The organism is Streptomyces sp. NPDC048671 (genome assembly GCF_055587045.1).
On record NZ_JBVJHB010000009.1, the window covers coordinates 386,737 to 408,774 of the forward strand.

Genomic DNA, 22,038 nt, shown 5'->3' on the forward strand with positions numbered 1-22,038 from the left:
TCGAACAAACACCGCACAGCAAAGAGACGGAACGTCGTCTCGCGGCTCAAGGGGATCGATGACTGAGTATGGCCGGGGCCCCGGCTCCGAACCGTGGCATCCCGAGGACCCCTTGTACGGGGACCAGGGATGGGGAGGCCAGCAGCCTGCCCACGGCCAGAGCCAGTACGGCGGCCAGCAGCAGCCCTACCCGCAGGACCCGTACGCCGCCCAGCAGCAGCCGCAGGACCCGTACGCGCAGCAGCAGCACCCGCAGGATCCCTACGCGCAGCAGCAGCACCAGCAACAGGATCCTTACGCCCAGCAGCACCAGCAGCCGCAGGACCCGTACGCCCAACCGCAGCAGCAGCACGACCCGTACGCGCAGCAGCAACAGCAGCAGCAGCAGGACTCATACCCGCAGCAGCACCCGCAGGATCCCTACGCCCAGCAGCAGTACCAGCAGCAGCAGCCGTACGGCGCCCAGCAGGACCCGTACGCCCAGCAGCCTCCCTATAACGGCGGCTGGGACACCGGCCAGCAGCCGGCCGCGATGCCGTACGAGGGCCAGCCCGCCGCCGGGTACGGCTACGGCGAGACGAACGACTACTACGGCACCCCCGAGGCCTACCCGCCTCCGCAGCCTCCGGGCCGCCGCCAGGCAGCACCCGAACAAACACCCGAACAAGCACCCGAGCAGACGCCTGCGCAGAACCCCGACTGGGACCCCGAGGTCCAGCCGGAGGAGACCCACCCCTTCTTCACGGGCGTGGACGACAGCGACGGCAAGGACGACGACTACGACGACGACGATGACCCCCGCGACTCCCGCCGGGGAGGCGGGGACGAGCGCCGGGGCAAGGGCAAGAAGAAGAAGGGGCGCAACGGCTGCGCCTGCCTGGTCATCTCGCTCGTCATGGTCGGCGGCGTAGGCGGAGTGGGCTACTTCGGCTACTCGTACTACCAGGACAAATTCGGCCCGGCGGAGGACTACGCGGGCAGCGGCTCGGGGACCGTCGAGATCGAGATCCCCAAGGGCTCGTACGGGTACGACATCGCCAACATCCTGAAGAAGCAGGGTGTGGTCAAGAGCGTCGACGCCTTCGTCTCCGCGCAGAGCAAGGACCCCAAGGGGAAGTCGATCCAGGCCGGTGTCTATCTCCTGCACGAGAAGATGTCCGCGGCCGAGGCCCTGAAGATGATGATCGACCCGAAGAGCCAGAACCTTCTGGTGATTCCCGAGGGAACCCGCAACATCACCGTCTACGCGATGATCGACAAGAAGCTGCACCTCAAGAAGGGCACGACCGAGGGCGTCGCCAAGTCCAAGAAGTCCGACCTGGGGCTGCCCGGCTGGGCGAGTAAGAACAAGGACATCAAGGACCCGCTGGAAGGATTCCTCTACCCGGCCGCGTATCCGGTGACGAAGGAATCCAAGCCGGAGACAATTCTCGAGAAGATGGTCTCGCGGTCCAACGACGAGTACAAGAAGCTCGACCTCGAAGGAACCGCCAAGAAGTACAAGCTGGACGGTCCTTGGCAGGTGCTGACCGTGGCCAGTCTGGTCCAGGCGGAAGGTCTCACGCATGACGACTTCCGCAAGATGGCCGAAGTCGTTTACAACCGCCTGAAGCCTGACAACACGGCGACGAACCGGTTGCTCGAATTCGACTCCGCGTTCAATTACCTAAGTAAGCAGAGCGAGATCAAGATTAACCTCAAGAAGATCCGGAGCAATTCGGATCCCTATAACACCTACTACCACGCCGGCCTTCCCCCCGGCCCCATCAGTAACCCCGGGGACGAAGCCCTTCGTGCGACGCTCAGTCCCACTACCGGTGGATGGATGTTCTTCATCTCGCTCGATGGCAAGAAGACCGAGTTCACCAAGACGGCTGCGGAGCATGCGATTCTCACAGCGAAATTCAATGAAATCCATGGCATCGGCTGACGGGCGCCACCGCGCCGCCGTTCTCGGCTCGCCCATCGCCCACTCGCTCTCCCCGGTCCTGCACCGGGCCGCGTACGCCGCACTCGGCCTCGACGACTGGTCCTACGACCGCTTCGAGATCGACGAGTCAGCGCTGCCCGGGTTCGTCGAGGGGCTGGACGGGTCCTGGGCCGGGCTCTCGCTGACCATGCCGCTCAAGCGGGCGATCATCCCCCTGCTGGACGAGATCAGCGAGACCGCCTCCTCGGTCGAGGCCGTGAACACGGTCGTCTTCACCGAGGACGGCCGGCTAACGGGCGACAACACCGACATCCCCGGCATGATCGCCGCCCTGCGCGAGCGGGGCGTCGAGAAGACGGAGTCCGCGGCCGTCCTCGGCGCAGGAGCCACCGCCTCCTCCGCCCTCGCCGCCCTCTCCGAGATCTGCACGGGACCGGTCACGGCCTACGTCCGCAGCCGGGAACGCGGTGACGAGATGCGCGGCTGGGGCGAACGGCTCGGCGTCGACGTCCGCATCGCCGACTGGGCAGAGGCCGAGCAGGCCCTGCGGGCCCCGCTGGTCATCGCGACCACTCCGGCGGGGGCCACCGACGCGCTGACGGAGTCGGTACCGAAGGCTCCCGGCACGCTTTTCGACGTGCTGTACGAGCCCTGGCCCACCGGGCTCGCAGCCGCCTGGGCGGCCCGCGACGGTGCAGTCGTCGGAGGTCTCGATCTCCTGGTGCACCAGGCCGTCCTCCAGGTCGAGCAGATGACGGGCCGTACGCCGGCGCCTCTCGCCGCCATGCGGCAGGCCGGCGAGCGGGCACTAGCCGCCCGCTGACCCCGCTCCCGGCGGGCCGGAACCGTCCGTCTGCTGGACCGGCGGCCGGGCGGCGTCCCCGTCCGTGGGAGGATCGGGGGCGGCGGGCCAGGGCCGCGCACCCGGTCGCGCCGTTGGATTTTCAGGCGCGAGCATGAGGAGCACCGTTGAGCAGGTTGCGCTGGCTGACCGCGGGGGAGTCGCACGGCCCCGCACTGGTGGCGACGCTGGAGGGTCTACCCGCCGGTGTCCCTGTCACCACGGAGATGGTGGCGGACGCGCTCGCCCGGCGGCGGCTCGGATACGGCCGCGGCGCCCGGATGAAGTTCGAGAAGGACGAGGTCACCTTCCTCGGCGGGGTGCGGCACGGCCTGACCATGGGCTCGCCGGTCGCCGTGATGGTCGGCAACACCGAGTGGCCCAAGTGGGAGCAGGTCATGTCGGCCGACCCGGTCGACCCCGACGTACTCGCCGCCCAGGCCCGTAACGCCCCGCTGACCCGCCCCCGGCCCGGTCACGCCGACCTCGCCGGCATGCAGAAGTACGGCTTCGACGAGGCCCGGCCGATCCTGGAGCGCGCCAGCGCGCGGGAGACCGCGGCGCGCGTCGCCCTCGGGGCCGTCGCCCGGTCATACCTCAAGGAGACGGCCGGCATCGAGATCGTCAGCCATGTCGTCGAGCTGGCCGCCGCCAAGGCGCCCTACGGCGTCTACCCGGTCCCCGCCGATGTCGAGAAGCTCGACGCGGACCCGGTGCGCTGCCTCGACGCCGCCGCGAGCAAGCAGATGGTCGCCGAGATCGACCAGGCCCACAAGGACGGCGACACCCTCGGCGGTGTGGTCGAGGTGCTGGCGTACGGAGTGCCGGTCGGCCTCGGTTCGCACGTGCACTGGGACCGCCGCCTCGACGCCCGCCTCGCCGCCGCGCTCATGGGCATCCAGGCCATCAAGGGCGTCGAGGTCGGGGACGGCTTCGATCTGGCCCGGGTGCCCGGATCGCAGGCGCACGACGAGATCCTGGTGACCGAGGACGGCATCAAGCGCGCCTCCGGCCGCGCAGGCGGCACCGAGGGCGGGCTGAGTACCGGTGAGCTGCTGCGCGTGCGGGCCGCGATGAAGCCCATCGCCACCGTGCCGCGCGCCCTGGCCACCGTCGACGTGGTGACCGGTGAACCCGCCAAGGCCCACCACCAGCGCTCCGATGTCTGTGCCGTTCCGGCCGCCGGGATCGTCGCCGAGGCGATGGTCGCGCTGGTGCTCGCGGACGCGGTCGCGGAGAAGTTCGGCGGCGACAGCGTCCCCGAGACCCACCGCAATGTGCAGTCGTACCTCGACCACCTGCAGATCCGATGAGCGCCCCGCTGGTCGTTCTCGTCGGCCCGATGGGCGTCGGCAAGTCCACCGTCGGCGAGCTGCTCGCCGGACGGCTCGGCACCACCTACCGGGACACCGACGCGGATGTCGTCGCCACGGCCGGGAAGCCGATCGCGGAGATCTTCTACGACGAGGGCGAGGAGCGGTTCCGCGAGCTGGAGAGCCGGGCCGTCCGCGACGCGGTCGCCGAGCACACGGGCGTGCTCTCGCTCGGCGGCGGCGCCGTCCTCGACGAGACGACGCGCGCCCTGCTGGCCGGCCACGCCGTCGTCTACCTCTCGATGGACGTCGACGAGGCGGTGAAGCGGGTCGGGCTGAACACCGCGCGTCCGCTGCTCGCCGTGAATCCGCGCCGGCAGTGGCGCGAACTCATGGAGGCCCGCCGCCACCTCTACACGGACATGGCCCGCGCGGTCGTCGCGACCGACGAGCGCACACCGGACGAGGTCGCCCAGGCGGTCCTCGACGCACTGGAACTGCCGGACGCGCCGTCGTCCGGCCGGGAGAACGCAACGATGACCGATCAGGGCCCCACCCGCATCCAGGTCGCCGGCAGCGCGGGCACCGACCCGTACGAGGTGGTGATCGGGCGCCAGCTCCTCGGCGAGCTGCCCACGTTCATCGGTGACCGCGTCAAGCGCGTCGCGGTCCTGCACCCCGAGGCGCTCGCCGGCACCGGCGAGGCGGTCCGCCAGGACCTCGCCGACCAGGGCTACGAGGCCATCGCCATCCAGCTGCCGAACGCCGAGGAGGCCAAGACCGTCGAGGTCGCGGCGTACTGCTGGAAGGCGCTCGGCCAGACCGGCTTCACCCGCACCGACGTCATCGTCGGGGTGGGCGGCGGCGCGACCACGGACGTCGCCGGGTTCGTCGCGGCGACCTGGCTGCGCGGGGTGCGCTGGATCGCCGTACCCACCACCGTGCTCGCCATGGTGGACGCGGCCGTCGGCGGCAAGACCGGCATCAACACCGCCGAGGGCAAGAACCTCGTCGGCGCCTTCCACCCGCCGGCCGGAGTGCTCTGCGACCTCGCGGCCCTCGACTCGCTGCCGGTCAACGACTACGTCAGCGGCATGGCCGAGATCATCAAGGCCGGCTTCATCTCCGACCCGGTGATCCTCGACCTCGTCGAGGCGGACCCGCAGGGCGCCCGCACGCCCGCCGGACCGCACACCTCCGAGCTGATCGAGCGCGCCATCCGGGTCAAGGCCGAGGTCGTCTCCAGCGACCTCAAGGAGTCCGGGCTGCGCGAGATCCTCAACTACGGCCACACACTGGCCCACGCGATCGAGAAGAACGAGCGCTACAAGTGGCGGCACGGCGCGGCCGTCTCGGTCGGCATGGTCTTCGCCGCCGAACTGGGCCGGCTCGCCGGACGCCTGGACGACGCGACCGCCGACCGGCACCGCGCCGTCCTGGAGTCCGTCGGACTGCCGCTCACCTACCGCGGCGACCAGTGGCCCAAGCTGCTGGAGAACATGAAGGTCGACAAGAAGTCCCGCGGCGACCTGCTGCGCTTCATCGTCCTGGACGCCCTCGGCAAGCCCACCGTCCTCGAGGGGCCCGACCCGGCCGTTCTGCTCGCCGCCTTCGGGGAGGTCTCCGCGTGACCCGCCGGGTCCTCGTGCTCAACGGGCCGAACCTCGGCAGGCTGGGCTCCCGCGAGCCCGATGTCTACGGAGCCACCTCGTACGCCGGACTCGTCGACACCTGCCGCACCCTCGGCAAGGAGCTCGGCTTCGATGTCGACGTCCGGGAGACCAACGACGAGGGGGAGCTGATCCGCTGGCTCCACGAGGCCGCGGACGGTTCAATTCCGGTCGTTCTCAACCCGGGTGCCTTCACGCACTATTCGTACGGAATGCGGGACGCGGCCGCCCAGCGCACCGCCCCGCTGATCGAGGTGCACATCTCGAACCCGTACGCGCGGGAGGAATTCCGCCACAACTCCGTGGTCGCACCGGTCGCCACCGGGACCGTGGCCGGATTCGGCATCGGTTCCTACCGGCTCGCCCTGCGCGCTCTCGCGGACGAGCTGACGGACTGACGAACCGTCGCACCGGACGGCCGACTTGGCCGACGGGGCACTGCGCACCGCCCCCGGCCGTTCTCTCTGCGGCGGCCGGGGACGGTACGGTTGGCGTTCCACCAGCGCCAGTTGCCTGTACGAGACGGAGTGCCACCGGATGCAGCACGCAGTGGGGGCACCGCTGCCGCCGCCCCAGGGACCCGGAAACGGGCCCGGCGGCCGGCCGCCCCAGGCCCAGCACCCCGGCCATCCCGGCCCGCCGGTCCCACCCCCGGCCGGCCCCCCGGGCCCGCCCCCGTCGAACCGTCCCGCCCCGCCGCCCCCCGCCGGCCACCCCGTCGCACCGCTCCAGGCCCCGCCCGCCCGGCAGGGGCAGAACCAGGGCTGGAGCGGGCCCGCACCGCACCAGGCGCCCGCGCCGGTCTCCAGGGAGACCACCGGGCACATCCAGCTGCCGCCCGGCGGGCCCGTACCGCTGCCCGCACCGCCCGCCGAGCCCGGTACCGGCACCGCGACCCTCGCCGTGCTCCTGATCGGCCCGGCAGGCGCCGGGAAGACCACCGTGGCCAAGCTCTGGGCCGCCCGCCGCCGGGTCCCCACCGCCCACGTCAGCCTCGACGACGTCCGCGAGTGGGTCTGCTCCGGCTTCGCGGACCCGCAGGCGGGGTGGAACGACCAGTCGGAGGCCCAGTACCGGCTGGCCCGCCGCACCTGCGGCTTCGCCGCCCGCAACTTCCTGGCCAACGGGATCTCCTGCATCCTCGACGACGCGGTCTTCCCGGACCGCCCCGTGGTCGGCCTCGGCGGCTGGAAGCGCCACGTCGGCCCCGGACTGCTGCCCGTCGTTCTGCTGCCCGGCCTGGAGGTCGTCCTGGAGCGCAACGCCGCCCGCAGCGGCAACCGCCGCCTCTCGGACGAGGAGGTCGCCCGCATCCACGGCCGGATGGCCGGCTGGTACGGCTCCGGGCTGCCGATCATCGACAACTCGACGTACGACGTGGAGACCACCGCCCGCGTCCTGGACGACATACTCGCCCGCTCCATAGCCAGCCCCCCGGCCTGGTAGCCGCCGCCCGCCTGCCGAGCCGCCCCCCCCGGTCGGGTGCGCTGACCGCGCGGGCCCGCGTCCGCGCTCGTACGCTCGATGCATGTCAGAGGTGTACGCCGTCCGCCGCGGGCTGCTCCGCGACCGGTGCGCCGCCGTCGGATCCGCGGCCGCCCTGGTCTCCCGCCCCGCCAATGTCCGCTACCTGGCGGGGGGAGCGCCCCCGGGCGCCGTGCTGCTGCTCGGCCCCGACGAGGACGTTCTGCTCTGCCCGCGCCCCCCGACCGCTGACCCGGCCGACGGACGTACCGACGAACAGCTCCGGGTGGACCTGCTGTCGGTCACCGGCGGCGATCCGGTGGTCGCCGCCGCGGATCTGGCCACCTCCAGCGGTGCGGAGTCCCTGGCCGTCGAGGAGCACGATCTGACGGTGGCCCGGCACCGGGCCATGGGCGCGGTCGCCCCGAAGCTCCGGCTGGCCGACCTCGGGGTCACCGTCGAGCAACTGCGCATCGTCAAGGACGAGGAGGAGATCGGCTGCCTGCGGATCGCCGCCGAGATCACCGACCAGGCGCTCGGCGAACTCCTCGAATCGATCCTGGTCGGCCGTACCGAACGGCACCTCGCGCTGGAACTGGAGCGCCGGCTGGTGGACCACGGCGCCGACGGCCCCGCCTTCGCCACCTCCGTCGCCACCGGCCCCAACTCCGGCCGGGGCAGTCACCGGCCCTCGGACCGGAGGGTGGAGGAAGGAGATTTCCTCTCCGTCTGCCTCGGTGCGAACTACCGCGGCTACCGGTGCGAGATCGGCCGTACCTTCGTCATCGGAACGGCTCCGGCCGATTGGCAGATCGAGCTCTACGACCTGGTTTTCGCCGCTCAGAGGGCTGGACGGGAGGCACTTGTGCCCGGTGCCGCCTACCGCGACGTGGACCGTGCGGCCCGCCACCTCCTGGACTCCGCGGGCCACGGTGAGGGGCTCCCGGCCCGGACCGGGCACGGGGTGGGGCTCGAAATCGACGAGGACCCGCAACTGGCACCGGCGGCCATGGGTAAACTGGACGCTTGTGTGCCGGTCACTGTCGAACCCGGGGTCCACCTCCCGGGCCGGGGCGGGGTCCGGATCGATGACACGCTCGTCGTGCGCCCCGAGGCGGACGGCGGACCCGAGCTACTCACCATTACGACCAAGGAGCTGCTCGCGCTCTAGCGCGGATCCTCGGTCGTTCCACCAGCTTCAGTCCAGGAGATTCCGCAACCGTGGCTTCCACGAACGACCTCAAGAACGGCCTGGTGCTCAAGCTCGACGGAGGCCAGCTCTGGTCCGTCGTCGAGTTCCAGCACGTCAAGCCCGGCAAGGGCCCGGCCTTCGTGCGCACCAAGCTCAAGAACGTGCTCTCCGGCAAGGTCGTCGACAAGACGTTCAACGCCGGTGTGAAGGTCGAAACGGCCACCATTGACCGACGCGACATGCAGTTCTCGTACATGGACGGCGAGTACTTCGTCTTCATGGACATGGACACGTACGACCAGCTGATGGTCGACCGCAAGTCCGTCGGCGACGCCGCCAACTTCCTGATCGAGGGCTTCACCGCCTCCGTCGCGCAGCACGAGGGCGAGGTGCTCTACGTCGAGCTGCCGGCCGCCGTCGAGCTCGTCATCCAGCACACGGACCCGGGCGTCCAGGGCGACCGGTCCACCGGTGGCACCAAGCCCGCCACGCTGGAGACCGGTTACGAGATCGGTGTCCCGCTCTTCATCACGACCGGTGAGAAGATCAAGGTCGACACCCGCTCGGGCGATTACCTCGGCCGGGTGAACAGCTAACCGTGGCTGCCCGGAATACGGCCCGCAAGCGTGCCTTCCAGATCCTCTTCGAGGCCGACCAGCGCGGTGAGTCCGTGCAGACGGTCCTCGCGGACTGGGTGCGGCACTCGCGGTCCGACACCCGTCAGCCGCCGGTCACCGAGTACACGATGGAGCTTGTCGAGGGGTACGCGCAGTACGCGGACCGGATCGACGACCTCATCGTCACCTATGCGGTGGACTGGGAGATCGACCGGATGCCGGTCGTCGACCGGAACATCCTGCGGCTCGGTGCGTACGAGCTGATCTGGGTGGACGCGACCCCGGACGCGGTGGTGATCGACGAGGCGGTCCAGATCGCCAAGGAGTTCTCCACCGACGACTCCCCGTCCTTCGTGAACGGCCTGCTGGCCCGTTTCAAGGACCTCAAGCCGAACCTTCGCCGGGAGCAGTAGCCGCCGCAGGAGCTCAGCCGACGAAGGGCCCGCGGTCGACCGACCGGGGGCCCTTCGTCGTACTAGGGCCCGCCCGCCGGGCGCGGCCCCCGGAAAACAGGAACGCCGGACCGGCGGGGCATCCGGGAAAGGGCCCCGCCGATCCGGCGGTACGTTTCTGCTGAGGGGCTCAGCCCTCGTCGTGCGCGACCGCGCGACGCGCGTCCGCGTCCAGTACGCCCCAGCTGATCAGCTGTTCCGTGAGCACGGACGGCGACTGGTCGTAGATCACGGCAAGCGTGCGCAGGTCGTCCTGGCGGATCGAGAGCACCTTGCCGTTGTAGTCGCCGCGCTGGCTCTGGATCGTCGCCGCGTAGCGCTGCAGGGGTCCGGCCTTCTCCGGCGGGACGTGGGCGAGGCGCTCCAGGTCCAGGACGAGCTTCGGCGGCGGCTCGGCGGCGCCGCCGGGCGTCGTGCCGGGCAGGAGCTCCTGCACGGGGACACCGTAGAAGTCGGCCAGCTCGGCGAGGCGCTGTACGGTCACGGCACGGTCGCCGCGCTCGTACGAACCCACCACGACGGCCTTCCAGCGGCCCTGGGACTTCTCCTCGACGCCATGGAGGGAGAGGCCCTGCTGGGTGCGGATGGCACGGAGCTTGGCCCCGAGCTGCTTTGCGTATTCGCTGGACATAAGGCTCCCGGGACGCTGGAACGTTTCGCGGCTCCGCCGCGTGGGTCTGGTAACTCACTGTGAGGTTACGCAGCGTTACTTGGGTGCGTCAAGCTGAAAGGGTCGGACCGGTACCTCCCGGGGGTGCTGCGAGGGCCCCGCACAAGCCCTGGTAACGTGGATGACGCAATTTCGACGTCCTTTAAGATCCGTCCAGAGAGGCGGAGAAGGAGGTCCGTTTCTTATGGACGCACAGCACGACGCCACCGGCAATGCGGCACGCCCCGTTCTCGAGGCTCCCGACATCGCCCGAGTACTGACCCGCATCGCCCACGAGATCGTCGAACGCGCCAAGGGCGCCGACGATGTGGTGCTTCTCGGCATCCCGACCCGGGGCGTCTTCCTCGCCCGCCGGCTCGCCGACAAGCTCGAAGAGATCACCGGCCGGAAGATGCCGGTCGGCTCCCTCGACATCACCATGTACCGCGACGACCTGCGGATGCACCCGGCACGGGCCCTGGCCCGCACCGAGATCCCCGGCGAGGGCATCGAGGGCCGCCTGGTCGTCCTCGTCGACGACGTCCTCTTCTCCGGCCGTACGATCCGTGCCGCGCTCGACGCGCTCGGCGACATCGGCCGGCCCCGCGCGGTGCAGCTCGCGGTCCTGGTCGACCGCGGACACCGCGAACTCCCGATCCGCGCCGACTACGTCGGCAAGAACCTCCCCACGTCGCTGCGGGAGACGGTCAAGGTCCAGCTCGACGAGGAGGACGGCCGCGACGCCGTGCTGCTCGGCATCGGGCGGGCCGCCCCGGCGGTCGAGCAGTAGCTGCGCATCCGTACGGCTCATCCGCCGTACCGCGGCTTCCGCACGCCCGCACGCCTGAACCCTCCAGCCACCCGGAGAACACCCAGATGAAGCGTCACCTCATCTCGGCCGCCGACCTCACCCGCGACGACGCCGTCCTGATCCTCGACACCGCCGAGGAAATGGCCAGGGTCGCGGACCGGCCGATCAAGAAGCTTCCCACCCTGCGCGGCCGCACCGTCGTCAACCTCTTCTTCGAGGACTCGACACGGACCCGCATCTCCTTCGAGGCGGCCGCCAAGCGGCTGTCCGCCGACGTCATCAACTTCTCCGCCAAGGGCTCCTCCGTCTCCAAGGGCGAATCGCTCAAGGACACCGCCCTGACCCTGGAGGCGATGGGCGCGGACGCCGTCGTCATCCGTCACGGCGCCTCCGGCGCCCCCTACCGCCTGGCCACCTCGGGCTGGATCGACGGCGCGGTCGTCAACGCCGGTGACGGCACCCACGAGCACCCGACCCAGGCCCTCCTGGACGCGTTCACCATGCGCCGCAGGCTGGTCGGGGCCGACGCCGGACTCGGCAAGGACCTGGAGGGACGCCGGATCACGATCGTCGGCGACATCCTGCACAGCCGGGTCGCCCGCTCCAACGTCCACCTGCTGACCACCCTCGGCGCCCACGTCACGCTGGTGGCCCCGCCGACCCTGGTCCCCGTAGGCGTCGAACAGTGGCCGTGCGACGTCAGCTACAGCCTCGACAAGGTGCTGCCCGCGTCGGACGCGGTGATGATGCTCCGTGTGCAGCGTGAGCGGATGAACGCCGCGTACTTCCCGACCGAGCGGGAGTACTCCCGCCGCTACGGCCTGGGCGGCGAGCGGATGGCCAAGATGCCCGAGCACGCCATCGTCATGCACCCAGGACCGATGGTCCGCGGCATGGAGATCACCGCCGAGGTCGCCGACTCCGACCGGTGCACGGTCGTCGAGCAGGTCGCCAACGGGGTCTCCATCCGGATGGCCGTGCTCTACCTGCTCCTGGGCGGCTCCGGACCCGCCGCCCCCTCCCAACCGTCGCCCGCCGCCCGTACCGAGGAGAACAAGTAACCATGAGCAAGATCCTTATCCGCGGCGCGAAGATCCTCGGCGGCGAGCCGATGGACGTCCTGATCGACGGCGAGACCGTCGCGGCGGTCGGCACCGGCCTCGACGCCGCCGGCGCCACCGTCGTCGAGGCGGCGGGCCAGGTCCTGCTGCCCGGCCTGGTCGACCTCCACACCCACCTGCGCGAGCCCGGCCGGGAGGACTCCGAGACCGTCCTGACCGGCACCAGGGCCGCGGCGGTCGGCGGCTTCACCGCCGTGCACGCCATGGCCAACACCTTCCCGGTCGCCGACACCGCCGGCGTCGTCGAGCAGGTCTGGCGGCTCGGCAAGGAGTCCGGCTACTGCGACGTGCAGCCCATCGGCGCCGTCACCGTCGGCCTGGAGGGCAAGCAGCTCGCCGAACTCGGCGCCATGCACGATTCGGCCGCCGGAGTGAAGGTCTTCTCCGACGACGGCAAGTGCGTCCACGACGCGGTGATCATGCGCCGCGCCCTGGAGTACGTGAAGGCGTTCGACGGAGTCGTCGCCCAGCACGCCCAGGAGCCCCGCCTCACCGAGGGCGCCCAGATGAACGAGGGCATCGTCTCGGCCGAGCTCGGCCTCGGCGGCTGGCCCGCGGTCGCCGAGGAGTCGATCATCGCCCGCGATGTGCTGCTCGCCGCCCACGTCGGCTCCCGGGTGCACATCTGCCACCTGTCGACCGCCGGATCCGTCGAGATCGTCCGCTGGGCCAAGTCCAAGGGCTGGAACGTCACCGCCGAGGTCACCCCGCACCACCTGCTCCTCACCGACGAGCTCGTACGGTCCTACAACCCGGTCTACAAGGTGAACCCGCCGCTGCGCACCGAGGCCGACGTCCTGGCCCTGCGCGAGGCCCTCGCCGACGGCACCATCGACTGCGTCGCCACCGACCACGCCCCGCACCCGCACGAGGACAAGGACTGCGAGTGGGCCGCGGCCGCCATGGGCATGGTGGGCCTGGAGACCGCGCTCTGCGTGGTCCAGCAGACGATGGTCGAGACCGGACTCCTCGACTGGGCCGGCGTCGCCGACCGGATGTCGCTGCGCCCGGCCGCCATCGGCCGGCTGGACGGCCACGGCCGGCCCGTCGCCCCGGGTGAGCCCGCCAACCTCACCCTGGTCGATCCGGCATACCGTGGGGCGGTGGACCCCGCGGGCTTCGCCTCCCGCAGCCGCAACACTCCGTACGAGGGGCGCGAGCTGCCGGGCCGAGTGACCCACACCTTCCTGCGGGGCCGTGCCACGGTCGTCGACGGGAAACTCGCGTGACAACACTCAGCCTCAACCATCAGCTGTACCAACTGGCCGCCGAGCAGAAGTCGGCGGAGGTGACCGACTGGTCCGCCCGGATCAGCTGGGTGATCGGGCTGGCCGTCCTCGTCGCCTTCGTCTACTGGCTGATGCGCCAGGGATGGAAGTGGCGCGGCAGCCTCCAGTCCGGCCTGCCCGACCTCGCGGCCCGCCCGGACGGCTTCGCGGACGGCGAGAAGCTGCTCACCCTGACCGGGCGCTACCACGCCTCGACGACGGCCGGGCAGTGGCTCGACCGCATCGTCGCCCACGGCCTCGGCACCCGCAGCCGCGTCGAGCTCACCCTCACCGATCAGGGCCTCGACGTCGTACGGCCCGGCGCGGCGGACTTCTTCGTCCCCGCCGCCGACCTGCGCGCGGCCCGCACCGACAAGGCCCTCGCGGGCAAGGTCCTCCCCGAGGGCGGTCTGCTGATCATCACCTGGGCGCTCGGCGACCAGCTGATCGACTCCGGATTCCGCTCCGACCACTCGGCCGAACACCCTGCCTGGGTCGAGGCCGTCAACCACCTCACCAGCTCTACGGAAGGCACCGCACGATGACGATCTCCAATCCGGGGCACGCCTCGAAGAGGGATAGGGTGTCTCCCGCCGTACTCGTCCTGGAGGACGGCCGCGCCTTCCGCGGCCGCGCCTACGGGGCTGTGGGGGAGACCTTCGGCGAGGCGGTGTTCTCCACCGGCATGACCGGCTACCAGGAGACGCTGACCGACCCCTCGTACCACCGCCAGGTCGTCGTGATGACCGCCCCGCACGTCGGCAACACCGGTGTGAACGACGAGGACCCCGAGTCGAAGCGGATCTGGGTCGCCGGCTACGTCGTGCGCGACCCCGCACGGGTGCCCTCCAACTGGCGCTCGCGGCGCTCGCTCGACGAGGAGCTCACGACCCAGGGCGTCGTCGGGATCAGCGGCATCGACACCCGCGCCCTCACCCGCCACCTGCGCGAGCGCGGCGCGATGCGCGTCGGCATCTTCTCCGGCAACGCACTCGCCGACGAGGGCACCCTGCTCGCCAGGGTGCGCCAGGCCCCCGAGATGGCCGGCGCCGACCTCTCCGCCGAGGTCGCCACCAAGGAGGCCTACGTCGTCCCCGCGATCGGCACCAAGAAGTTCACCGTCGCCGCGGTCGACCTCGGCATCAAGGGCATGACCCCGCGCCGGATGGCCGAGCGCGGCATCGAGGTGCACGTCCTGCCCGCCACCGCCACCCTGGAGGAGGTGTACGCGGTGAAGCCCGACGGCGTCTTCTTCTCCAACGGCCCCGGCGACCCCTCCACCGCCGACCACCCGGTCTCCGTCATGCGGGGCGTCCTGGAGCGCAAGACCCCGCTCTTCGGCATCTGCTTCGGCAACCAGATCCTGGGCCGCGCGCTCGGCTTCGGCACCTACAAGCTGAAGTACGGCCACCGCGGCATCAACCAGCCCGTGCAGGACCGCTCGACCGGCAAGGTCGAGGTCACCGCGCACAACCACGGGTTCGCCGTCGACGCCCCCCTCGACAAGGTCTCCGACACCGCCTACGGGCGGGCCGAGGTCTCCCACGTCTGCCTGAACGACCAGGTCGTCGAGGGCCTCCAGCTCCTCGACCGGCCGGCCTTCAGCGTCCAGTACCACCCCGAAGCGGCCGCCGGCCCGCACGACGCCGCGTACCTCTTCGACCGCTTCGTATCCCTGATGGAGGGCCAGCGTGCCTAAGCGCTCCGATATCCAGTCCGTCCTGGTCATCGGCTCCGGTCCGATCGTCATCGGCCAGGCCGCCGAGTTCGACTACTCCGGCACCCAGGCCTGCCGCGTCCTCAAGGCCGAGGGCCTGCGCGTCATCCTGGTGAACTCCAACCCGGCGACGATCATGACCGACCCGGAGATCGCCGACGCCACCTACGTCGAGCCGATCACCCCCGAGTTCGTCGAGAAGATCATCGCCAAGGAGCGCCCCGACACGCTGCTCCCCACCCTGGGCGGCCAGACCGCGCTGAACACCGCGATCTCCATGCACGAGAACGGTGTGCTGGAGAAGTACGGCGTCGAGCTCATCGGCGCCAACGTCGAGGCCATCAACAAGGGCGAGGACCGCGAACTCTTCAAGGGCGTCGTCGAGGCGGTCAAGGCGAAGATCGGCTACGGCGAGTCCGCCCGCTCCGTCATCTGCCACTCCATGGACGACGTCATCAAGGGCGTCGACACGCTCGGGGGCTACCCCGTCGTCGTACGCCCCTCCTTCACGATGGGCGGCGCCGGCTCCGGCTTCGCCCACGACGAGGAGGAGCTGCGCCGCATCGCCGGACAGGGCCTCACGCTCTCCCCGACCACCGAGGTGCTCCTGGAGGAGTCCATCCTCGGCTGGAAGGAGTACGAGCTGGAGCTGATGCGCGACCGGAACGACAACGTCGTGGTCGTCTGCTCCATCGAGAACTTCGACCCGATGGGCGTCCACACGGGCGACTCCATCACCGTCGCCCCGGCGATGACCCTCACCGACCGCGAGTACCAGCGGCTGCGCGACATCGGCATCGCGATCATCCGCGAGGTCGGCGTCGACACCGGCGGCTGCAACATCCAGTTCGCCATCGACCCGGTCGACGGCCGGGTCATCGTGATCGAGATGAACCCGCGCGTCTCCCGCTCCTCGGCACTGGCGTCGAAGGCCACCGGCTTCCCGATCGCCAAGATCGCCGCCAAGCTGGCCGTCGGCTACACGCTCGACGAGATCCCCAACGACATCACCGAGAAGACCCCGGCCTCCTTCGAGCCGACCCTCGACTACGTCGTGGTCAAGGCCCCGCGCTTCGCCTTCGAGAAGTTCCCCTCCGCCGACTCCACCCTCACCACCACCATGAAGTCGGTGGGCGAGGCCATGGCGATCGGCCGGAACTTCACCGAGGCGCTGCAGAAGGCCCTGCGCTCCCTGGAGAAGAAGGGCTCGCAGTTCACCTTCACCGGCGAGCCCGGCGACAAGGCGGAGCTGCTGGCCGAGGCGGTCCGCCCGACCGACGGCCGGATCAACACCGTCATGCAGGCGATCCGGGCCGGCGCCACCCAGGAGGAGGTCTTCGACGCCACGAGGATCGACCCCTGGTTCGTCGACCAGCTCTTCCTGATCAAGGAGATCGCCGACGAGCTGGCCGCCGCCGACAAGCTGCTGCCCGAACTGCTGGCCGACGCCAAGCGGCACGGCTTCTCGGACGCCCAGATCGCCGGTATCCGCGGCCTGCGCGAGGACGTCGTCCGCGAGGTGCGGCACGCGCTCGGCATCCGCCCGGTCTACAAGACGGTCGACACCTGCGCCGCCGAGTTCGCCGCGAAGACGCCGTACTTCTACTCCTCCTACGACGAGGAGAGCGAGGTCGCGCCCCGCACCAAGCCCGCGGTGATCATCCTCGGCTCCGGCCCCAACCGCATCGGCCAGGGCATCGAGTTCGACTACTCCTGCGTCCACGCCTCCTTCGCGCTGAGCGACGCCGGCTACGAGACCGTGATGGTCAACTGCAACCCGGAGACCGTCTCCACGGACTACGACACCTCCGACCGCCTCTACTTCGAGCCGCTGACGCTTGAGGACGTGCTGGAGATCGTGCACGCGGAGTCCCTCGCGGGCCCGATCGCGGGCGTCATCGTGCAGCTCGGCGGCCAGACCCCGCTCGGCCTGGCCCAGGCGCTCAAGGACAACGGCGTGCCCGTCGTCGGCACCCCGCCGGAGGCGATCCACGCCGCCGAGGACCGCGGCGCCTTCGGCCAGGTCCTGGCCGAGGCCGGTCTGCCCGCCCCGAAGCACGGCACCGCCACCACCTTCGCCGGGGCCAAGGCCATCGCCGACGAGATCGGCTACCCCGTCCTCGTACGCCCCTCGTACGTGCTCGGCGGCCGAGGCATGGAGATCGTGTACGACGAGACCCGGCTCGCCTCGTACATCTCCGAGTCCACCGAGATCAGCCCCACCCGGCCGGTCCTGGTCGACCGCTTCCTCGACGACGCCATCGAGATCGACGTCGACGCGCTCTACGACGGCACCGAGCTCTACCTCGGCGGCGTCATGGAGCACATCGAGGAGGCCGGTATCCACTCCGGGGACTCCGCCTGCGCGCTGCCCCCGATCACCCTCGGCGGCTACGACATCAAGCGGCTGCGGACCTCCACCGAGGGCATCGCCAAGGGCGTCGGCGTACGCGGACTGATCAACATCCAGTTCGCGCTCTCCGGCGACATCCTCTACGTCCTGGAGGCCAACCCGCGCGCCTCGCGCACCGTCCCCTTCACCTCGAAGGCGACCGCGGTCCCGCTCGCCAAGGCCGCCGCCCGGATCTCGCTGGGCGCGACCGTCGCGCAGCTGCGCGAGGAGGGCCTGCTCCCCAGGCACGGCGACGGCGGCACGCTGCCGCTCGACGCGCCGATCTCCGTCAAGGAGGCCGTCATGCCGTGGTCGCGCTTCCGCGACATCCACGGCCGCGGCGTCGACACGGTCCTCGGCCCGGAGATGCGCTCCACCGGCGAGGTCATGGGCATCGACTCGGTCTTCGGCACGGCCTACGCCAAGTCGCAGGCCGGCGCGTACGGCCCGCTGCCCACCACGGGCCGCGCCTTCATCTCGGTCGCCAACCGCGACAAGCGCTCGATGATCTTCCCGGCCCGCGAGCTGGTCGCCCACGGCTTCGAGCTGATGGCCACCTCCGGCACCGCCGAGGTGCTCAAGCGCAACGGCATCAACGCCCGCGTCGTGCGCAAGCAGTCCGAGGGCGAGGGCCCCAACGGTGAGAAGACGATCGTCCAGCTGATCCACGACGGCGAGGTCGACCTCATCGTCAACACGCCGTACGGAACCGGCGGCCGGCTCGACGGCTACGAGATCCGTACCGCGGCCGTCGCCCGGTCCGTACCGTGCCTGACCACGGTCCAGGCGCTCGCCGCGGCGGTCCAGGGCATCGACGCCCTCAACCACGGCGACGTGGGCGTCCGTTCCCTCCAGGAACACGCGGAACGTCTGACCGCGGCCCGCGACTAGAGAAGCCAGCAGAGGGGGGACACCGGAAACGGTGTCCCCCCTCTTCGTGAGAACACCGAGGACACCCCCGATGTACAGACTCTTCTTCCAGCTGGTCTTCAAGCGCATGGACCCGGAGCGGGCCCACCACGCCGCGTTCCGGTGGATCCGGCTCGCCGCCCGCGTCCCCGTCCTGCGCACCCTCGTCGCCGCCGCGCTCGCCCCCCGCCACCAGGAGCTGCGCACCGAGGCCCTCGGCCTGCGGATGCACGGCCCCTTCGGCCTCGCCGCCGGCTTCGACAAGAACGCCGTCGCGATCGACGGCATGTCGATGCTCGGCTTCGACCACGTCGAGATCGGTACGGTCACCGGCGAGCCGCAGCCCGGAAACCCCGGGAAGCGGCTGTTCCGCCTCGTCGCGGACCGCGCGCTGATCAACCGCATGGGCTTCAACAACGAGGGCTCGGCCGCCGTCGCCGAGCGCCTGGCCGCCCGCGTGCCGGTCTTCCGGACCACGGTCGGCGTCAACATCGGCAAGACCAAGGCCGTCCCCGAGGCCGAGGCCGCCGCCGACTACGTGAAGTCCACCGAGCGGCTCGCCGCCCACGCCGACTACCTCGTCGTCAACGTCTCCTCGCCGAACACGCCGGGGCTGCGCAACCTCCAGGCCACCGAGTCGCTGCGCCCGCTGTTGTCCGCCGTGCGCGAGGCCGCCGACCGGACGGTCACCGGCCGCCGGGTCCCGCTGCTCGTCAAGATCGCCCCCGACCTCGCGGACGAGGACATCGACGCGGTCGCCGACCTCGCGGTCGAGCTGGGCCTGGACGGCATCATCGCCACCAACACCACCATCGCCCGCGACAGCCTGGGCCTGAAGTCCTCACCGTCCCTGACCGGGGAGACCGGCGGGCTGTCCGGCGCGCCCCTCAAGGAACGCTCCCTGGAGGTAGTGAGCCGCCTCTACGTGCGCGTGGGCGACCGGATCACCCTGGTGGGCGTGGGAGGCATCGAGAACGCCGAGGACGCCTGGCAGCGCATCCTCGCCGGCGCCACGCTCGTACAGGGCTACAGCGCCTTCATCTACGAGGGCCCGTTCTACGCCCGCGCGATCCACAAGGGCCTGGCCGCGCGCCTGGCCGCGTCCCCGTACGCCACCCTCGCCGACGCCGTCGGCGCGGAGACCAGGAAGGCCGTGAAATGACCCCGGAACCCTTCGGCGCGCGTCTGCGCCGGGCCATGGACACCCGTGGCCCGCTCTGCGTCGGCATCGACCCGCACGCCTCCCTGCTCACCTCCTGGGGGCTGAACGACGACGTGGCGGGCCTGGAGCGCTTCACGCGTACGGTCGTGGAGGCGCTGGCCGGCCGGGTCGCCGTGCTCAAGCCGCAGTCGGCGTTCTTCGAGCGCTTCGGCTCGCGCGGCATCGCCGTCCTGGAGAAGGCCGTCGAGGAGGCCCGGGAGGCCGGCGCGCTGGTCCTGATGGACGCCAAGCGCGGTGACATCGGCTCCACCATGGGCGCCTACGCCGCCACCTACCTGGACAAGGACTCGCCGCTGTTCTCCGACGCGGTCACCGTCTCGCCGTACCTCGGCTTCGGCTCGCTGCGGCCGGCGCTCGACGCGGCCGCGGTCTCCGGCTCGGGGGTCTTCGTGCTCGCCCTCACCTCCAACCCGGAGGGCGCCGAGGTGCAGCGCGCCACCGCGGCCGACGGCCGCTCGCTGGCTCAGCTGATGCTCGGCCACATGGCGGCCGAGAACGAGGGGGCCACCCCGCTCGGCTCGGTCGGCGCGGTGGTCGGGGCCACGCTCGGGGACGCGGGCGTGGACCTCGCGATCAACGGTCCGCTGCTCGCGCCCGGCATCGGCGCGCAGGGCGCGACCCCCGCGGATCTGCCGGGGGTCTTCGGTGACGCGGTTCACAATGTGCTGCCCAGCGTGAGCCGGGGCGTGCTGCGCCACGGTCCGGACGCGGCAGGGCTGCGCGAAGCCGCCGAGCGGTTCACGGACGAGGTCCGCGCGGCCCTCTCGGACGGCTGACCATCCCACGTAACAGCGAGTTGACGTAATCCTGACCTAAAAACCGGGCTGTTATGCCGGGAATGTCCTGGTCGGCAAAGGCTGACCAGGACTTTTAGTCTGTTCTCGCTGACTCCGGCGGCCTTGGCCGCTAGTCTCCGTCGAGAGCCAACGCGCACAGGTTGTTCGTTGCTCACCAGGTGAGGGGCGATCCAGTTGCCTCACCGGTCCGTATCCGACAGATCGACATCCGAGGTGACGTAGGCGTGGCTCTTCCGCCCCTTACCCCTGAACAGCGCGCAGCCGCGCTCGAAAAGGCCGCCGCGGCTCGCCGGGAGCGGGCCGAGGTCAAGAATCGACTCAAGCACTCCGGCGCCTCCCTCCACGAGGTCATCAAGTCGGGCCAGGAGAACGACGTCATCGGGAAGATGAAGGTCTCCGCCCTGCTCGAGTCCCTGCCCGGCGTGGGCAAGGTCCGCGCCAAGCAGATCATGGAGCGGCTCGGCATCTCCGAGAGCCGCCGGGTCCGGGGTCTTGGCTCCAACCAGATCGCATCCCTGGAGCGTGAGTTCGGCGGCAGCGCCGCCTGACGTTCTCAGGCACTCCTGAGAACCTGGATAATCACTCCATGGCTGCAACATCCCGGGGGACGTCCCCCGTGCCCCCGGACGTACGTCCGCGGCTGACCGTGCTCTCCGGCCCTTCGGGTGTCGGCAAGAGCACGGTCGTCGCGCATATGCGCAAGGTCCATCCCGAGGTATGGCTCTCGGTGTCGGCGACGACCCGCAAGCCCCGCCCCGGCGAACGCAACGGTGTCCACTACTTCTTCGTTGACAACGAGGAGTTCGACAAGCTGATCGCCAACGGCGAGCTGCTGGAGTGGGCCGAGTTCGCCGGCAACCGCTACGGCACGCCGCGCCGCGCCGTGCAGGAGCGGCTGGAGGCGGGTGAGCCGGTGCTGCTGGAGATCGATCTCCAGGGCGCCCGGCTGGTCAGACAGTCGATGGCCGACGCGCAGCTGGTCTTCCTGGCACCGCCGAGCTGGGACGAGCTGGTCCGCCGGCTCACCGGCCGCGGCACCGAGGCGCCCGAGGTGATCGAACGCCGTCTCGGCGCGGCCAAGATCGAACTGGCTGCCGAATCGGAGTTCGATACGACGCTTGTCAATACCTCCGTCGAGGATGTGGCACGTGAGCTGCTAGCCTTGATGCTGGAGGCTTCCGGCCACCGTGCCGCCGGCGACTGAACGAACGGGTCGTACCGACACGGAACCGCACCACACAGCCCCTGACTGTCAAAGATTTCTTTGATCTTCACCCCCTTCGGAAGGCAGAGAGTGTCCTCTTCCATCACCACGCCCGAGGGCATCATCAACCCGCCGATTGATGAGCTCCTCGAAGCAACCGACTCGAAGTACAGCCTCGTGATCTACGCCGCCAAGCGCGCGCGCCAGATCAACGCGTACTACTCGCAGCTCGGTGAGGGACTCCTCGAGTACGTCGGCCCGCTCGTCGACACCCACGTGCACGAGAAGCCGCTCTCGATCGCACTCCGCGAGATCAACGCGGGCCTGCTCACCTCCGAGGCCATCGAGGGCCCCGCGCAGTAAGCAGGAAACGCACCTTCACCACAGGCCCGGCGGTCTCCACCGCCGGGCCTGTGGTGTGTCCGGGGCGGCAGACCGGCGTCCGCGACGGTGAGGCAGCATGGGTGCG

Annotated in this window: 21 protein-coding genes; 20 read left to right on the forward strand and 1 reads right to left on the reverse strand. The window is 70.4% G+C overall.

Features of this window, described 5'->3' with window-relative positions:
* Positions 1–58 precede the first annotated feature (58 nt).
* The 9 genes from mltG to nusB all read left to right on the forward strand — a co-directional run bounded on the left by mltG (position 59) and on the right by nusB (position 9,440).
* Entirely contained in the window at positions 59–1,930 is a 1,872-nt protein-coding gene (gene mltG / locus ACZ6S6_RS20705) for an endolytic transglycosylase MltG (RefSeq protein ID WP_469706492.1), read from the forward strand.
* Positions 1,917–2,753 (forward strand): shikimate dehydrogenase, encoded by an 837-nt coding sequence (locus ACZ6S6_RS20710; RefSeq protein WP_469706493.1) that lies wholly within the window; start codon positions 1,917–1,919, stop codon positions 2,751–2,753. The genes mltG and ACZ6S6_RS20710 overlap by 14 nt, the downstream gene beginning before the upstream one ends.
* A 146-nt stretch (positions 2,754–2,899) precedes the next feature.
* On the forward strand, positions 2,900–4,084 hold the full coding sequence (aroC, locus tag ACZ6S6_RS20715; RefSeq protein WP_362964873.1) for a chorismate synthase: 1,185 nt from the start codon (positions 2,900–2,902) through the stop codon (positions 4,082–4,084).
* Positions 4,081–5,715 carry a 3-dehydroquinate synthase gene (gene aroB, locus ACZ6S6_RS20720; protein ID WP_469706494.1) on the forward strand — a complete coding sequence of 545 codons (1,635 nt, stop codon included), beginning with the start codon at positions 4,081–4,083 and terminating at the stop codon, positions 5,713–5,715. The genes aroC and aroB overlap by 4 nt, the downstream gene beginning before the upstream one ends.
* Complete coding sequence (gene aroQ, locus ACZ6S6_RS20725) at positions 5,712–6,152, forward strand: type II 3-dehydroquinate dehydratase (RefSeq protein WP_329617346.1); 441 nt, start codon at positions 5,712–5,714, stop codon at positions 6,150–6,152. Before aroB ends, aroQ begins: the two co-directional genes overlap by 4 nt.
* Before the next feature lie 139 nt (positions 6,153–6,291).
* Positions 6,292–7,200, forward strand: coding sequence for a Pro-rich N-terminal domain-containing protein (locus ACZ6S6_RS20730; protein WP_469706495.1), 909 nt, complete (start codon positions 6,292–6,294; stop codon positions 7,198–7,200).
* 82 nt (positions 7,201–7,282) lie between these two features.
* Complete coding sequence (locus ACZ6S6_RS20735; protein WP_469706497.1) at positions 7,283–8,389, forward strand: aminopeptidase P family protein; 1,107 nt, start codon at positions 7,283–7,285, stop codon at positions 8,387–8,389.
* A gap of 50 nt (positions 8,390–8,439) precedes the next feature.
* A complete protein-coding gene (efp, locus tag ACZ6S6_RS20740) occupies positions 8,440–9,006 on the forward strand; it encodes an elongation factor P (protein ID WP_024490947.1) in 567 nt (188 codons plus the stop codon).
* A 2-nt stretch (positions 9,007–9,008) separates the two neighbouring features.
* Entirely contained in the window at positions 9,009–9,440 is a 432-nt protein-coding gene (gene nusB / locus ACZ6S6_RS20745; RefSeq protein WP_024490948.1) for a transcription antitermination factor NusB, read from the forward strand.
* 169 nt (positions 9,441–9,609) lie between these two features.
* On the opposite strand, the gene bldD is transcribed toward nusB, so the two are convergent.
* Positions 9,610–10,110, reverse strand: a complete 501-nt coding sequence (bldD, locus tag ACZ6S6_RS20750) for a transcriptional regulator BldD (protein ID WP_014157378.1) — start codon at positions 10,108–10,110, stop codon at positions 9,610–9,612.
* A 223-nt stretch (positions 10,111–10,333) separates the two neighbouring features.
* On the opposite strand from bldD, the gene pyrR reads away from it, so the two are divergent.
* The 11 genes from pyrR (at position 10,334) to rpoZ (ending at position 21,932) form a co-directional block, all read left to right on the forward strand.
* Positions 10,334–10,918, forward strand: a complete 585-nt coding sequence (pyrR, locus tag ACZ6S6_RS20755; RefSeq protein ID WP_362964865.1) for a bifunctional pyr operon transcriptional regulator/uracil phosphoribosyltransferase PyrR — start codon at positions 10,334–10,336, stop codon at positions 10,916–10,918.
* A gap of 86 nt (positions 10,919–11,004) precedes the next feature.
* Entirely contained in the window at positions 11,005–12,000 is a 996-nt protein-coding gene (locus ACZ6S6_RS20760) for an aspartate carbamoyltransferase catalytic subunit (protein ID WP_362964863.1), read from the forward strand.
* A gap of 2 nt (positions 12,001–12,002) precedes the next feature.
* Positions 12,003–13,289: a dihydroorotase gene (locus tag ACZ6S6_RS20765; protein ID WP_469706498.1), complete on the forward strand. Its 1,287-nt coding sequence runs from the start codon at positions 12,003–12,005 to the stop codon at positions 13,287–13,289.
* Complete coding sequence (locus tag ACZ6S6_RS20770; RefSeq protein ID WP_469706499.1) at positions 13,286–13,873, forward strand: PH-like domain-containing protein; 588 nt, start codon at positions 13,286–13,288, stop codon at positions 13,871–13,873. Before ACZ6S6_RS20765 ends, ACZ6S6_RS20770 begins: the two co-directional genes overlap by 4 nt.
* The gene (gene carA / locus ACZ6S6_RS20775; RefSeq protein ID WP_362964857.1) at positions 13,870–15,027 is read left to right on the forward strand and encodes a glutamine-hydrolyzing carbamoyl-phosphate synthase small subunit; all 1,158 of its coding nucleotides are present in this window, start codon (positions 13,870–13,872) and stop codon (positions 15,025–15,027) included. The genes ACZ6S6_RS20770 and carA overlap by 4 nt, the downstream gene beginning before the upstream one ends.
* A complete protein-coding gene (gene carB / locus ACZ6S6_RS20780; RefSeq protein WP_362964855.1) occupies positions 15,020–18,328 on the forward strand; it encodes a carbamoyl-phosphate synthase large subunit in 3,309 nt (1,102 codons plus the stop codon). The genes carA and carB overlap by 8 nt, the downstream gene beginning before the upstream one ends.
* 70 nt (positions 18,329–18,398) lie before the next feature.
* Positions 18,399–19,508, forward strand: a complete 1,110-nt coding sequence (locus tag ACZ6S6_RS20785; protein ID WP_469706501.1) for a quinone-dependent dihydroorotate dehydrogenase — start codon at positions 18,399–18,401, stop codon at positions 19,506–19,508.
* Positions 19,505–20,344 carry an orotidine-5'-phosphate decarboxylase gene (pyrF, locus tag ACZ6S6_RS20790; RefSeq protein WP_362964851.1) on the forward strand — a complete coding sequence of 280 codons (840 nt, stop codon included), beginning with the start codon at positions 19,505–19,507 and terminating at the stop codon, positions 20,342–20,344. Before ACZ6S6_RS20785 ends, pyrF begins: the two co-directional genes overlap by 4 nt.
* A 245-nt stretch (positions 20,345–20,589) precedes the next feature.
* The gene (locus tag ACZ6S6_RS20795) at positions 20,590–20,913 is read left to right on the forward strand and encodes an integration host factor (RefSeq protein WP_018524251.1); all 324 of its coding nucleotides are present in this window, start codon (positions 20,590–20,592) and stop codon (positions 20,911–20,913) included.
* A 38-nt stretch (positions 20,914–20,951) separates the two neighbouring features.
* Positions 20,952–21,569 carry a guanylate kinase gene (gene gmk / locus ACZ6S6_RS20800; RefSeq protein WP_362964849.1) on the forward strand — a complete coding sequence of 206 codons (618 nt, stop codon included), beginning with the start codon at positions 20,952–20,954 and terminating at the stop codon, positions 21,567–21,569.
* Between the two features lie 90 nt (positions 21,570–21,659).
* Positions 21,660–21,932 (forward strand): DNA-directed RNA polymerase subunit omega, encoded by a 273-nt coding sequence (gene rpoZ, locus ACZ6S6_RS20805; RefSeq protein WP_003970369.1) that lies wholly within the window; start codon positions 21,660–21,662, stop codon positions 21,930–21,932.
* Positions 21,933–22,038: the final 106 nt, after the last annotated feature.